The sequence below is a fragment of the Luteimonas sp. TWI662 genome (genome assembly GCF_039673825.1).
Taxonomy (GTDB): domain Bacteria; phylum Pseudomonadota; class Gammaproteobacteria; order Xanthomonadales; family Xanthomonadaceae; genus Luteimonas.
In genome coordinates this window covers 22,522-34,752 of the sequence record NZ_JBDJMI010000016.1, presented here as the reverse complement: position 1 = coordinate 34,752, position 12,231 = coordinate 22,522, and the positions used below count along the sequence as shown (strand labels likewise).

Below are 12,231 nucleotides of genomic sequence, written 5' to 3'. Positions count from 1 at the left end.
GAGTGGACACCAACCGGGCCCATGAACGCGACCGTACATCCCGCCCCGGCGCGGTCGGATACGACCGCGCTGCGCGATGGCGATGCGCTCGATCCGGCCATCGCCCGCCTGCTTGCCGAGGCCGGCGATGGGGATGCCGCTGCCTGGGACACCATCTACCGTCTGCTCTACGACGATCTGCATCGGATCGCCAAGTCGGAAATCCGCCGGCTGGCGATCGCCAGCCACTCGCCGACCTCGCTGATCAGCGAGACCTGGATCAAGCTCGCACGCGCGCATGTCCCGGCCGACTCGCGCGCGCACCTCGTCGCACTGCTCGCGCGCGCGATGCGGTTCGTGCTGGTCGACCAGGCGCGTCGGGCGACTGCCAGCAAGCGGGGGCGGGACATCCTGGTCGTCGCCAGCGCCGAAGCACGCGCTGTGCCTGGCGACGCGCTCGAACTCGATCAACTGCTGAGCATCCACAGCGCCCTGCAGGCGCTCGAGACCCTCGACCCGCGCCTGGCGCAGGTCGTCGAGCTGCGCTACTTCGCCGGACTGGACGAAGCCGAGATCGCGTCGCTGCTCGACGTTGCGGTGCGCACCGTCCGACGCGACTGGCGCAAGGCGCGCGCGTTCCTGCAGGCGCAACTGGACCGTCCTGTCGGCACGCGTCCCGGGCCATCGCAGCCGACGGGCGATCGCGCCTAACGGCTGAACGCAGCGTTCGTCGACCGGGTTGTCCTGTTCCGGCGGCTTTTCGCGAATCAACTGGACAGAGGCTGCGCGCGCGCGGCCCGCACCGCCGCGCATCGATGGCCGAGCCCCCGCTCGACCGTCCACCGCCCGCGCACGCCCCGCAACCGATGTCCGATTTTCCGAGCAGCCAGGCATGCCTACTCCCCCCTTACAGCAGGTCCCGCCCCCCATCGCCCCGGCCGTGCATGGCGACGACGCGTCCCAGTGGCGCGTGGTCGCCTCCCGGATCGGTCCCGACGCGGCCGGGCGCTTCGAGCGCGTCGGCGACGGTCTGCGCCTGCATTTCGACGACGGCGCCATCCTGACGATCCGCCACCTTTTTCCCGCAGGCGAAGCCGTGGTCGAGACCCCGGCGCAGCGCGACGCGCCCGATCAGGACACGCCGCCTCGAACGCCGGCCGACGCCGACACCAGTCCCGCGCATCCAGCATCGTCCACGCCACCGGACGCCGGCCGCGACACCGGCACCTGGCGGCTCGACGGGCACGGCTGGCACCTCGTGTCGCCCAACGGCCACAGCATCGACCTCACGCTCGCCGAACAGCGCCTGCTGGCGCGCCTGGCCGTATGCCCCGGACACCCGGTGGCGCGCGCCACGTTGATCCACTGCCTGGCCGATGACATCGACACCTTCGACCCGCACCGCCTGGAAGTGCTGGTCCATCGACTGCGGCGCAAGTGCAGTCGACGCGCCGGGACCGACCTGCCGCTGCGCACGGTGCACGGACTGGGCTACATGCTGATCTGGTAAGTCGCCCGGCCCGACGGGCGCCTGCGGCCGGCACGGGCGAGTCAGGCTGGTTCGTCGGGGATCAGCGACGATTCGAGCTGCGCGATCGCATCGCGCAGCGCCAGCTTGCGCTTCTTCAGGCGCTTGAGCATGACCTCGTCGTGCAGCGGATCGTGCTGCAAACGGTCGATCAGTGCATCGAGCTCGCGGTGCTCGCCGCGCAACGCGACAAGACGCTGGGCAGGGGAGTCGTCGGCACGCTCGAAGGCCATGGTCGTGAGCTTACCCGAGCGATCGCGGCCCCGCTTGGCGCCTGCGCCCGGCCCTGCAAGAATGCGATCGCGCCAGTCGGGGGATGGCGCGTCGTCCATCGTCGATCCGCGGCGCCTCCGGCCGCGTCCGCTTTCGGAAAGACACGATGCGAATCCAAGCAAGCTCTCTGTCGATCGCCTGCGCCGCGCTGCTCGCCGCCTGCGCCACCTCCGCCAGCGCCCAGTCCAAGTACGACGGCTACCTGTGCTGCAACCTGCGCAGCGACGGCAGTTGGATCAGCGACAGCAACTATGCCGAAAACGGCAAGCGCGTGATCCCGGCCGGCACCCCGGCCAGCGTCACCGGCCACGGCCGCTACCGCGTCAACGTCCGGATCGACGGCCAACGCCAGTCGATCGGCAACGACTACAGCCGCGACCTCGATCTGGACACCTTCGCACGCCGCTACGTCGTGACCGAAGACCCGGCGGCGAAGATCGCGAGCTGGCCGGCCAAGGTGCAGGAGGCGGTGCGCCGCGCCAAGATCACCCCGGGCATGACCCGCGAGCAGGTCATCACCTCGCTCGGCTATCCGATCAGCAGCGAGAACCCCGACCTCGAGGCGCCGCTGTGGCGCTACTGGCTCAGCAGCTTCGCCGAGTTCCAGGTGCTGTTCGACGGGTCCGGTCGCGTGCGCGACATCAGCACCGACGCCAACACCCGCAACCTGGTCTGGGTGCCCTGACGCTGCGGCCGGCGCCCCTCACACCCGGGCGCCGGCCTCACACCGGGTGCAGGCGCAGCCCGTCCGCATCCAGCCGCAGGCCGATGTCGAGCCCGATCGCCTCGAGCAGGTCGGCATCGTGGGACACCACGAGCAGCGCACCGGGCCAGGCGCGCAGCAGCGCGACCAGCGCATCGACGCTGCCCGGGTCGAGGTGACTGGCCGGCTCGTCGAGCAACAACAACGGTGCGGCCGGCGTGACCCACGCCGCCGCGGCGATCGCCACGCGCATCCGCTCGCCGCCCGAGAGCGTGCGCATCGGCCGTTCGACGTGGTCGCGGCCCAGCCCCAGCAACGCGAGCCGGGTCGCGATCGTCGCGCGCGCCTGCCCGGGCATCGCCGCCTGCAGCCAGTCCAGCGCCCCGGTCTCGCCCGGCAGGCCGTCGAGGTGCTGGTCGAGCGTCTGCGCCGGCACCAGCGCCCGGGCAGACCCGCTGGCGAGCCTGGCCTGGCCGAGCAGCGCACGCAGCAGGGTGCTCTTGCCGCTGCCGTTGCGGCCGGTCAGCCCGATCCGCACCGGCCCGCTCGCCTGCCAGTCGAGTGCGGCGACCGGATGGGCGCAGGTCGGATGCGCCTGCGCGATGGCCAGCACCTGCCGGCCCGGCGGCAAGGCCACTGCCGCCTGCACGAACTGCGGCGCGGCGGGGGCATCGAGCGCGTCGAAGGCCGCGCGTACCGCCTGCTCCCCGGCGTCGAGCCGCTGGGTGAGCGCCACCCGCCGACGGCCCTGGCCGCGCTCGGCATTGTCGGCGAGGCGATCGAGCAGCAACGGCGACTGATTGGCGTCGCGATCGGCGCGGCGGCCGCGGGCCTGTCGTTGTTCCAGACGTTGGCGCTCGCGCGCGACCGCCTGCTGGGTCCGCGTGCGCGCGACCCGGGCCTGCTGCAACGCCGCCTCGCCCTGGCGCAGGCGGTCTGCGCGCACGGCGCGCCAGGCAGCAAGACCGCCGTCGACACGATGCAGCGCGCCGGCACGCAGTTCGAACAATCGCGGCATCGCGTGCAACCACGCCGCATCGTGGCTCGCCACGAGCACCGCGCCGCTGCGACGCGCGAACACGTCCTGCCAATGCATCGAGGCCTCGGCGTCGAGGAAGGTGCTCGGCTCGTCCAGCAACAGGATCGGCGCGGGAGAATGCGCGATCGCCAGCAGGCGCAGTTGCTGGCGCTCGCCGCCCGACAGCCGCGCCGGATCCGCGTCCAGGCCGACGCCCTCCAGTCCCAGGGCATCCAGGCGCTCGCGCCAGGTCGTCTCCAGCGTCCAGTCTTCGCCGACGCGCACCACATCCTCGGCGCAGCCGTCACCGGCCAGCAGCCGGCGCAGCGCATCCAGGCGCGGACCGTCGCCGAGCAGGTCGATCACCCGCGCCGGCAATGTCGCCGGTACCTGCGGCAGCCAGGCCAGGTCCGCGGTGCGGTGCACCCGGCCGCCCTCGGGGGATCGGTCGCCGGCGAGCTGGCGCAGCAGGGTCGACTTGCCGCTGCCGTTGTCGCCGACCAGCGCACTCGGCCCGGCGGGCAGGCGCAGGTCGAGACCGGCGTAGAGCACCCGCCCATCGGCGAGCGTCGCCGTCAGGTTGCGGGCATGCAGCGGATCGGAAGGTGCGGCGTCCGACGGGACGACGCCGGCCGGGGCGAAGCCCGGGAACGGAACAGAGGACATGACGTGACCTGTGCGCAGACTCGAATGGCGTCCTCGAGCGGAGGACGGCGGCTCGGATGTCGGCTCAGTGCTTCACGTCTGCGGGTCTCCCAAGGGCGGCGCGACGGGCGCCGGCGGTCGGCCGCAGTATAAGGCGCGCCTGCCCGCAGCACGCGGCACGCGCGCTGAACGCAGGTCGCAGCCGCGCAGGCCGGCGCCGTTAGACTATGGGCGATGAGCACCGTCCTGCCCCTGCCAGACCCCCTGCCCCGCACGCTCGACCCGCGCCGCGCGGCGCACGAGACCCAGAAACTGGGCAAGCGCCTGCGCCACCAGGTGGGACGCGCGATTGCCGACTTCGGGATGATCGAGGACGGCGACAAGGTGATGGTCTGCCTGTCGGGCGGCAAGGACAGCTACACACTGCTCGACATCCTGCTGCAGTTGCAGGCCAAGGCGCCGGTGTCGTTTTCGATCACCGCGGTCAACCTGGACCAGAAGCAGCCCGGTTTTCCCGAGCACATCCTGCCCGAGTACCTGCGCACGCTCGGCGTGGATTTCCACATCATCGAGCAGGACACCTATTCGGTCGTCTCGCGCGTCGTGCCCGAAGGCAAAACGATGTGCTCGCTGTGTTCGCGGCTGCGCCGCGGCGCGCTGTACACCTACGCCGAGGCCAACGGCTTCACCAAGATCGCGCTGGGCCACCACCGCGACGACCTGGTGGCCACGTTCTTTCTCAACCTGTTCTTCCACGCCAAGCTCAGCGGCATGCCGCCCAAGCTGCGCAGCGACGATGGCAAGCATGTGGTGATCCGCCCGCTGGCCTATGTCGCCGAGGCCGACATCGTCGCCTACGCCGACGCCAAGGCCTTCCCGATCATCCCGTGCAATCTGTGCGGCTCGCAGGAGAACCTGCAGCGCAAGCAGGTCGGGCTGATGATGGCGCAGTGGGAGAAGACGCACCCCGGGCGCATCGAAACCATCGCGCGCGCGCTCGGCGACATCCGCCCCTCGCAGCTCAGCGATCCGAAACTGTTCGACTTCCTGTCGCTGGGCAGCCGCAGCGCGGCCTTGCCCGACGCGCACGACTGGCTGGCCGGCGCGCCGCACGACGTTCGCGACTGAGCCGCGACGCCGCCGCGTCCGGTGACGTGGCAGCAGGCCGCGCACGCGATGGCGGCGCCACGGCTTGTTCCTTTTTCAATCCCCCATCCCAATCACGGCCTTTCGATGTTCTTCAAGAATCTGACCCTGTTCCGCTTCCCCACCTCCGTCGATGTCTCCGAACTGGAGACCCAGGTCGGCGAGTTCCGCCTGCGCGACGTCGGCCCGCTGGAGATGTCCACCCACGGCTTCGTGCCGGCGCTGGGCCGCGAGGCCGATGCACTGACCCACCGCATGGAAGACGGGATCTGGCTGGCCGTCGGCGGCCAGGAGAAGATCCTGCCCGGCGCGGTGGTCAACGAGTTCCTGGCCGTGCGCATCGAGGAGTACGAGGAAAAGAACGCGCGCAAGCCGGGCGGTAAGATGCGCAAGCAGATGAAGGACGACATCCTGCAGGAGCTGCTGCCGCGTGCATTCGTGCGCCCGGTGCGCTCGGATGCGTTGATCGACCTGGAACTGGGCGTGATCGCGGTCAACACCTCCAGCCGCAAGAGCGCCGAGAACGTGGTCAGCCAGGTGCGCACCGCGATGGGCAGCTTCCCGGCGCTGCCGCTCAACGCCGAGACCTCGCCGCGCGCGGTGATGACTGGCTGGATCGCCGGCGAGCCGTTGCCCGATGGCCTGGCGCTGGGTGAAGAGTGCGAGCTGAAGGATCCGTCCGACCAGGGCGCGATCGTCAAGTGCCAGCGGCAGGACCTGCAGTGCGAGGAGATCACCCGCCATCTCGACGCCGGCAAGCAGGTGACCAAGCTGGCGCTCACGCTCGACGACCAGATCGAGTTCGTGCTCGGCGAGGACCTGATCGTGCGCAAGTTCAAGCTGCTCGACGGCGCCCTCGACACGCTCGAGCACACCGACGCCGACGACCGCCAGGCCGAACTCGATGCGCGGTTTGCGTTGATGCGCGGCGAGTTCAAGCGGCTGTTCAAGGTGCTCGAAGGCGCGTTCAAGCTCTCGAAGGTCGAATGAGCGCAGGCGCGCCCTGCGCGCGCCTTACACTCCGCCCATGCCGCCGTCCTCGCGCCTGACCTCGTCGTCCCCGGCTGCCACGCCGGTGCGTCGCGACACGCTCGAGGTCCGGCTCGACGACGGCCGCCGGATCCAGGTGCTGCGCGTGCGCGATCCGCGTGCGCGCCGCATTCGCCTGAGCGTCAGCGAGCGTGGCGCGCGGTTGACGCTGCCGCTGCGCGCCAGTCTCGCGGCCGGCGAGGCCTTCGTGTACCAGCACCGCGCGTGGCTCGCCGAGCAGTTGGCCGAACACGGCGAGACCTCGCCGCTGCACCGCGACCTGACCACGCACTTGCCGCTGCGCGGCGCGCTGCACGCGGTGGATTGGCAATCCGGTCGCTTCGCCCACGTCCGAGCGGACGGCGAGCATCTGGTGTTCGCCGCGCCCGCACAGGCCGGTCCGGCGGCGCTGCAGCGCGCGCTGCGGGAGTTCTACGAAGCCCAGGCGCGCGCCGACGTCGCCCGCTGGCTGCCCGGCTACCTGCCCGGCCTGCCGCGTACGCCGTCGCGGATCCGGATCCGGCCGATGTCCTCGCAGTGGGGCTCACTGGCGCCCGACGGCACGCTCGCGCTCGACCTGGCCCTGGTGCTCGGCACGCCGTCGGCGTTCGAGTACGTGCTGGTGCACGAGCTCTGCCACCTGGTGCATGCCGACCACTCGCGCGCATTCTGGCGCGAGGTCGAGGCGCGCTGCCCCGACTGGCGGCGGGCACGCGATTACTTCCGCAGCGAAGGGCGACGGCTCAAGGGCACGCTGCACACGCTGCTGACAGGGTGAGCGCCGAGCGACGCGCGCGCCGCAGGGGACTCAATGCTGGAGGAAATCCCCGATCGCCGCGGCGACCGCGTCGGGCTGCTCCATGTGCAGATGGTGCCCGCCTGCGATCACGACCAGGTCGCCATCGGGCAGCAGGCGCGCGCGGCGGCTGCGGTCGGGCTCGGGCAGATAGTCCTGCGGTGGGTCGGCATAGATCACCCGGGTCGGGCAGTCGATGCCGGCCACGAGCGCATCGACCTGGCCGGGCGTCATGCGCACCGCGGTCGGCACGGTCAGCCGCGGATCGCTGCACCACACGTGGCCGCCGTCGACGGCCTGCACGCCGCGCTCGACCAACCGGCGCGCCGATCCTTCCGACAGCGCATTGACCCGCATGCGCGCACGCACCGGGGCATCGAGATCGGGAAACACGCGCAGGGGCCGTTCGCCCAGTCCACGCGCGGACGTCACCGCTTCGCGCAGCCGCACGACAGTGTTGTCCTCGGTCTCGGGCAACGCCCCGAGCGCCTCGATCGCGACCAGCCGCTCGACCCGCTCCGGACACGCGGCGGCGACCAGGCTGGCGATGCCCGCGCCCATCGAGTGTCCGAGCAGCGCGAAGCGGTCCCACTGCAGCGCATCGGCGATATCGAGCACCTGGTGCACCGCGCCGACGAAGGTGTAGTCGGTCCCCTTGGGCATGTGCACGCTGCGGCCGTGTCCGGGCAGGTCGGGCGCGACCAGATCGAGCCCGTCCAGATGCGCGGCCAGCGGCCCGAAGCTCGCGGCGTTGTCGAGCCAGCCGTGCAGCGCCAGCACCCGGCGCGCGCCCAGGGTTCCGAAGCGCAGGCCGCGGACGGTACCAATACCGATCTCCAGTGCGAAGTCCGCGCCGGTCATGCCCATGTGTCCAGTTCGCGGCGCAGCAGCGTCGCCATCGCGTCGGCATGCGCGGGCGCGTCGTTGAGGCAGGGGATGTAGCGCAGCCGCGTGCCGCCGTTGGCGACGAACAACTCGGCGTTCTGCATCGCGATTTCCTCGAGCGTCTCCAGGCAGTCGGCCGGAAAGCCCGGGCACAGCACATCGACCTCGCGCACGCCCGCCTTGGCCATCGCGATCAGGGTGGCATCGGTCGCCGGCTGCAGCCACTTGCCGGCGCCGAAGCGGGACTGGTAGGCCATGCGGCAGTCGCCGGCTTCGCTGCCCAGGGCGTCCACCAGCCCGCGGAACGTCGCCTCGCAGCGCTCGGCGTAGGGATCGCCCTGGTCGACGATGCGCTGGGGAATGCCGTGGAACGAGCACAACAACACCTCGCCCCGGCCATGCGCCTGGCGATGCGCCTGCACCGAAGCGGCCAGCGCCTGCAGCCAGCCCGGGTCGCGTGCGTAGTCCTCGATCATGCGGACCTCGACGCCGTCGATCGGGGTTTCGGCGATGCGGTCGGCGACCGAGGCGGTGGTCGTCGTCGAATACTGTGGATACAGCGGCAGCACCAGGATCCGGCCGATGCCCTCGGCGGCCAGCGCGCGCATCGTCGGCGCCAGCGCCGGGCGGCCGTAGCGCATCGCGTGGACCACACGCAGCTCGGGCATCCGCGCATCGACCGCCTCGGCCAGCCGACGCGTGTACACCGCCAGCGGCGAGCCGCCATCGAGCCAGATCTCGGCGTACTTGTGCGCGACCTTGGGCGAGCGTCGCGGCAGGATCACCCGGCGCAACAACGGCAGCCACAACCAGCGCGGCAGGCGCACCACGCGCGGATCGGACAGAAATTCGTCCAGGTACGCCCGCACCGCGTCGGCGGTGGGCGCATCGGGCGTACCGAGGTTGACGATCAGCACGGCGGTGGCGACCGGCGCGGCGCCTGGCGGAAGCGGATGAGCGGACATCCGCATAGGATGGCAGGCTGGCCGCCGCAATGCAGCCGACACGATCGCCGCGCCGCAGCCGGCCGAACTCATGCACGATTCATGGCCTCGTCACTAGCCTGAATCGGCCGCTCCGCGCCGCGTTGCGCCCTCGCCCCTTCTCATTTTCCGGAGCCTTCCATGCGCCTGTCCCCGCGTCGTTCCCTGTTGATCGCCGGTCTCGCCGTCGCGCTCGTCGCAGGCCCTGCTCTCGCAGGTCCACGGGAGGACGCGCGGGCCCAGAATGCGGTGCGCGTGCTCAACGAGATCCAGGCGATCCCCGAGTCCGGCATCCCGGACAAACTGCTCGACGAGGCCCGCGCGATCATCGTGATCCCCGACACCGTGAAGGCCGGCCTGGTCATCGGCGGTCGTCGTGGTCATGGCCTGCTGTCGGTGCGGACCGCCGACGGCACCTGGTCCAACCCCGCCTTCGTCAAGCTCACCGGCGGCAGCATCGGCCTGCAGGCCGGCGTGCAGTCTTCGGATGTGGTGCTGGTGTTCCGCAACGAACGCAGTCTCGAATCGATCGTCAACGGCAAGTTCACCCTGGGCGCCGATGCCGGCGTCGCCGCCGGTCCGGTGGGCCGCAATGCGGCGGCGCTGACCGATGGCCAGCTCAAGGCCGAGATCTGGTCGTGGTCGCGTGCACGCGGCCTGTTTGCCGGCGTCGCGCTCGACGGCGCGGTGCTGTCGATCGACGACGAGGCCAATGTCGCGGTCTATGGCAACACCACCACGCCGCGCGCGATTCTCGAGAACCGGCCCGGTCAGGCGCCGTCGGGCGCGATCGTCGATTTCCGCGATCGTCTGGAAGAGGCCAGCGCCACCGCGCGCGTGGCCCGCGGCGGCGCCGCCGTGGCCTCGGGTGCCGCGCAGCCGGCGCCGCGGATTCAGGGCGTCCCCGAGGCGACCACGCTGCCGGCGCAGTCCTACGACCCGACGCCGCAGCCCTTCGAGACCGTCAACGACCAGCCCGCGCAGGTCGAACCGCTGCCGTAAGCACCGCCGGGCCCGCGCTCCATTGGCGCGTGAGGCCGGCGGGCGTGGTCGGTGCGCTATCCTAGCCGTCCACTCGAATCAGACTGGTCCCGCCATGGGCAGTTTCAGCATCTGGCATTGGCTCATCGTCCTGCTCGTCGTGCTGCTGGTGTTCGGCACCAAGCGGCTGCGCGGTGCCGGGCGCGACCTCGGCGAGGCGGTCAAGGGCTTCAAGAAGGGCATGCACGACGACGATGTGCCGCCCGAGCGTCTCGACGACCGTTCGCGGGAGTCGGAGTCGACCGCCGACCGCGCGCGACGCGAAGACCACACCCCGCGCTGATCGCGGGTCGACGCGCGCGACGATGTTCGGGATCGGGTCCGGCGAACTGCTGATCATCGCGGTGGTCGCGTTGATCGTGCTCGGCCCGGAGCGATTGCCCAAGGCCGCGCGTTTCGCCGGGCTGTGGGTCCGCCGGGCGCGCACCCAGTGGCACTCGGTCAAGGCCGAACTGGAACGCGAACTCGAGGCCGAGGAGCTCAAGCGCAGCGTCCAGGACGCGCAGCGTTCGATCGCCGATGTCAGCACCCAGTTGCGCGATGCCCAGAGCAAGGTGCGCGACGAGTTCGACGCGGTCCGTCGCGGCGCCGCCGAACTGGCCGACGAGGCCCGGCGCGTGCCCGCCCCCCCGGCTGCGCCCCAGGCGCAGGCCTCGGCCCCGCCCGCCGCCGACCCCGAGATGCCCGCACTGCCGCCAGGCGCGATCGCCGCCGATCCGACCTCGCCCCCACGCGTCCCCCAGGAGGCCGGCGATGGCGCGGCACGCTGACGACGACGCAGGCGAGGGCAGCCTGGTCGATCACCTGATCGAGCTGCGCATGCGCCTGATGCGCGGCCTGGCCGGCACCGGCATCGTGCTGGTGGTCTTGCTGCCGTTCGCCAATCGCCTGTACGGCCTGCTCGCCCAGCCGCTGCTCGACAAGCTGCCCGAAGGCGCGCACCTGATCGCGGTCGAGGTCGCCTCGCCGTTCTTCGCGCCGCTCAAGCTCGCATTCTTCACCGCGCTGGTGGCGACCATGCCCTGGCTGCTGTACCAGGCCTGGGCGTTCGTCGCGCCGGGCCTGTACAAGCGCGAGAAGCGGCTGGCGCTGCCGCTGCTGGCTTCGGCGGTCGCGCTGTTCTACATCGGCTGCGCGTTCGCCTTCTTCTTCGTCTTGCCGTCGGTGTTCCGGTTCCTGACTCTGGTCACCCCCGATGGCGTGGCGATGATGACCGACATCAACGCCTACCTGAACTTCGTGCTGGTGATCTTCCTGGCGTTCGGCCTGAGCTTCGAGTTGCCGGTGGCGCTGGTGATCCTGGTGCTGCTGGGCTGGGTGACCACCGACCAGTTGCGCGAGGCGCGCGGCTACGCGGTGGTCGGCGTGTTCGTGCTGGCGGCGGTGATCACCCCGCCCGACGTGGTCTCCCAGCTGATGCTGGCCGTGCCGATGTGCCTGCTCTACGAGGCCGGCATCATCGCCGCCCGATTGCTGGCGCCCAAGCCCGGCCCGCTGCAAGACCGCGCATGAGCGCGGGCGCGCCGACGTCGCTGCCGCGCCGCTATGCGGCCTGGTCGCTGGACGCGGCCGCGATCGCCGTGGTCGTCGTCGCACTGCTGCATCGCCGCCTGTGCGCGGGGCTGGCCGCCTGCGGCGAGACGCTCGACGCACTGAGCCTGACGATGGCCGGCACGATGGCCGACGCCGCCGACCGCGGCGTCGCACCGGCGGCGCTGGCCCGGACCTGGCTGGCCGATCCTGCGCTGCACGCCGCGGTCGGCCAGTTGTCGGTCGCAGTCAGCGCCTGGCTGCTGCCGCCGATGCTGGCATTTGCGCTGCTGGCCCTGTTCTGGTTCGCGGGATTCGAAGGCTCGCGCTGGCAGGCGACACCAGGCAAGCGCCTGCTGGGCCTGCGCGTGGTCGACGACGACGGCCTGCCGCCCGGCCCCGTGCGCGCGACGCTGCGCCAGGCGGCCGGCCTGCTGTCGTGGGCCAGCCTCAACATCGGCCATGCGCTGGCCGGACGCGCCCCGCGCCACCAAGCCTTGCACGACCGGATCGCCGGGACCCGCGTGGTCCGCGTCGATGCGCGGCCGATGCCCCTGCCCGTGCGGCTGTGGCTGGCGCTGCAGTTGCCGGCCTGCTTCCTGCTGTTGGCCTGGCTGATGCACGCCGTCGACCGCAGCGTGACCGCCGCGCTGGACGCGACGCTGGGGCTGTAAG

At 71.3% G+C, this 12,231-nt stretch carries 15 protein-coding genes; 11 read left to right on the top strand and 4 right to left on the bottom strand.

The features are described 5' to 3' along the window. Positions 1-21: 21 nt before the first annotated feature. Together ABE488_RS12035 and ABE488_RS12030 are read left to right on the top strand one after the other, a co-directional pair. Complete coding sequence (locus ABE488_RS12035) at positions 22-690, top strand: ECF-type sigma factor (RefSeq protein WP_346448580.1); 669 nt, start codon at positions 22-24, stop codon at positions 688-690. Positions 691-871: 181 nt separating this feature from the next. Then, the gene (locus tag ABE488_RS12030) at positions 872-1,489 is read left to right on the top strand and encodes a helix-turn-helix domain-containing protein (protein WP_346441845.1); all 618 of its coding nucleotides are present in this window, start codon (positions 872-874) and stop codon (positions 1,487-1,489) included. Between the two features lie 41 nt (positions 1,490-1,530). Here ABE488_RS12030 and ABE488_RS12025 read toward each other — a convergent pair whose 3' ends face one another. Then, on the bottom strand, positions 1,531-1,740 hold the full coding sequence (locus ABE488_RS12025) for a YdcH family protein (RefSeq protein WP_241944581.1): 210 nt from the start codon (positions 1,738-1,740) through the stop codon (positions 1,531-1,533). 146 nt (positions 1,741-1,886) lie between these two features. Here ABE488_RS12025 and ABE488_RS12020 point away from each other — a divergent pair, with 146 nt between their 5' ends. Continuing rightward, on the top strand, positions 1,887-2,465 hold the full coding sequence (locus tag ABE488_RS12020; RefSeq protein ID WP_346441847.1) for a hypothetical protein: 579 nt from the start codon (positions 1,887-1,889) through the stop codon (positions 2,463-2,465). A 37-nt stretch (positions 2,466-2,502) separates the two neighbouring features. On the opposite strand, the gene ABE488_RS12015 is transcribed toward ABE488_RS12020, so the two are convergent. Then, positions 2,503-4,167, bottom strand: a complete 1,665-nt coding sequence (locus ABE488_RS12015) for an ATP-binding cassette domain-containing protein (RefSeq protein WP_346441848.1) — start codon at positions 4,165-4,167, stop codon at positions 2,503-2,505. A 213-nt stretch (positions 4,168-4,380) separates the two neighbouring features. Between ABE488_RS12015 and ttcA the strand changes: the two genes are divergently transcribed. The 3 genes from ttcA to ABE488_RS12000 all read left to right on the top strand — a co-directional run bounded on the left by ttcA (position 4,381) and on the right by ABE488_RS12000 (position 7,099). Further along, on the top strand, positions 4,381-5,274 hold the full coding sequence (gene ttcA, locus ABE488_RS12010) for a tRNA 2-thiocytidine(32) synthetase TtcA (RefSeq protein WP_346441849.1): 894 nt from the start codon (positions 4,381-4,383) through the stop codon (positions 5,272-5,274). Between the two features lie 105 nt (positions 5,275-5,379). Continuing rightward, complete coding sequence (locus ABE488_RS12005; protein ID WP_183425268.1) at positions 5,380-6,282, top strand: recombination-associated protein RdgC; 903 nt, start codon at positions 5,380-5,382, stop codon at positions 6,280-6,282. A 37-nt stretch (positions 6,283-6,319) separates the two neighbouring features. Further along, positions 6,320-7,099 (top strand): SprT family zinc-dependent metalloprotease, encoded by a 780-nt coding sequence (locus ABE488_RS12000; protein ID WP_346441851.1) that lies wholly within the window; start codon positions 6,320-6,322, stop codon positions 7,097-7,099. 30 nt (positions 7,100-7,129) lie between these two features. Here the strand turns inward: ABE488_RS12000 and ABE488_RS11995 are convergent, their stop codons facing one another. Continuing rightward, positions 7,130-7,978 carry an alpha/beta hydrolase gene (locus tag ABE488_RS11995; protein ID WP_346441853.1) on the bottom strand — a complete coding sequence of 283 codons (849 nt, stop codon included), beginning with the start codon at positions 7,976-7,978 and terminating at the stop codon, positions 7,130-7,132. Next, a complete protein-coding gene (gene hemH, locus ABE488_RS11990) occupies positions 7,975-8,967 on the bottom strand; it encodes a ferrochelatase (protein ID WP_346448577.1) in 993 nt (330 codons plus the stop codon). Before hemH ends, ABE488_RS11995 begins: the two co-directional genes overlap by 4 nt. Before the next feature lie 159 nt (positions 8,968-9,126). Between hemH and ABE488_RS11985 the strand changes: the two genes are divergently transcribed. The 5 genes from ABE488_RS11985 (at position 9,127) to ABE488_RS11965 (ending at position 12,230) form a co-directional block, all read left to right on the top strand. Next, on the top strand, positions 9,127-9,987 hold the full coding sequence (locus ABE488_RS11985) for a lipid-binding SYLF domain-containing protein (RefSeq protein WP_346448575.1): 861 nt from the start codon (positions 9,127-9,129) through the stop codon (positions 9,985-9,987). Positions 9,988-10,081: 94 nt separating this feature from the next. Then, the gene (gene tatA / locus ABE488_RS11980) at positions 10,082-10,309 is read left to right on the top strand and encodes a Sec-independent protein translocase subunit TatA (RefSeq protein ID WP_346441856.1); all 228 of its coding nucleotides are present in this window, start codon (positions 10,082-10,084) and stop codon (positions 10,307-10,309) included. A gap of 22 nt (positions 10,310-10,331) precedes the next feature. Beyond that, on the top strand, positions 10,332-10,796 hold the full coding sequence (gene tatB, locus ABE488_RS11975) for a Sec-independent protein translocase protein TatB (RefSeq protein ID WP_346448574.1): 465 nt from the start codon (positions 10,332-10,334) through the stop codon (positions 10,794-10,796). Next, positions 10,780-11,538, top strand: coding sequence for a twin-arginine translocase subunit TatC (tatC, locus tag ABE488_RS11970; RefSeq protein ID WP_346441858.1), 759 nt, complete (start codon positions 10,780-10,782; stop codon positions 11,536-11,538). The genes tatB and tatC overlap by 17 nt, the downstream gene beginning before the upstream one ends. Beyond that, the gene (locus ABE488_RS11965; RefSeq protein WP_346441859.1) at positions 11,535-12,230 is read left to right on the top strand and encodes an RDD family protein; all 696 of its coding nucleotides are present in this window, start codon (positions 11,535-11,537) and stop codon (positions 12,228-12,230) included. Before tatC ends, ABE488_RS11965 begins: the two co-directional genes overlap by 4 nt. Position 12,231: the final 1 nt, after the last annotated feature.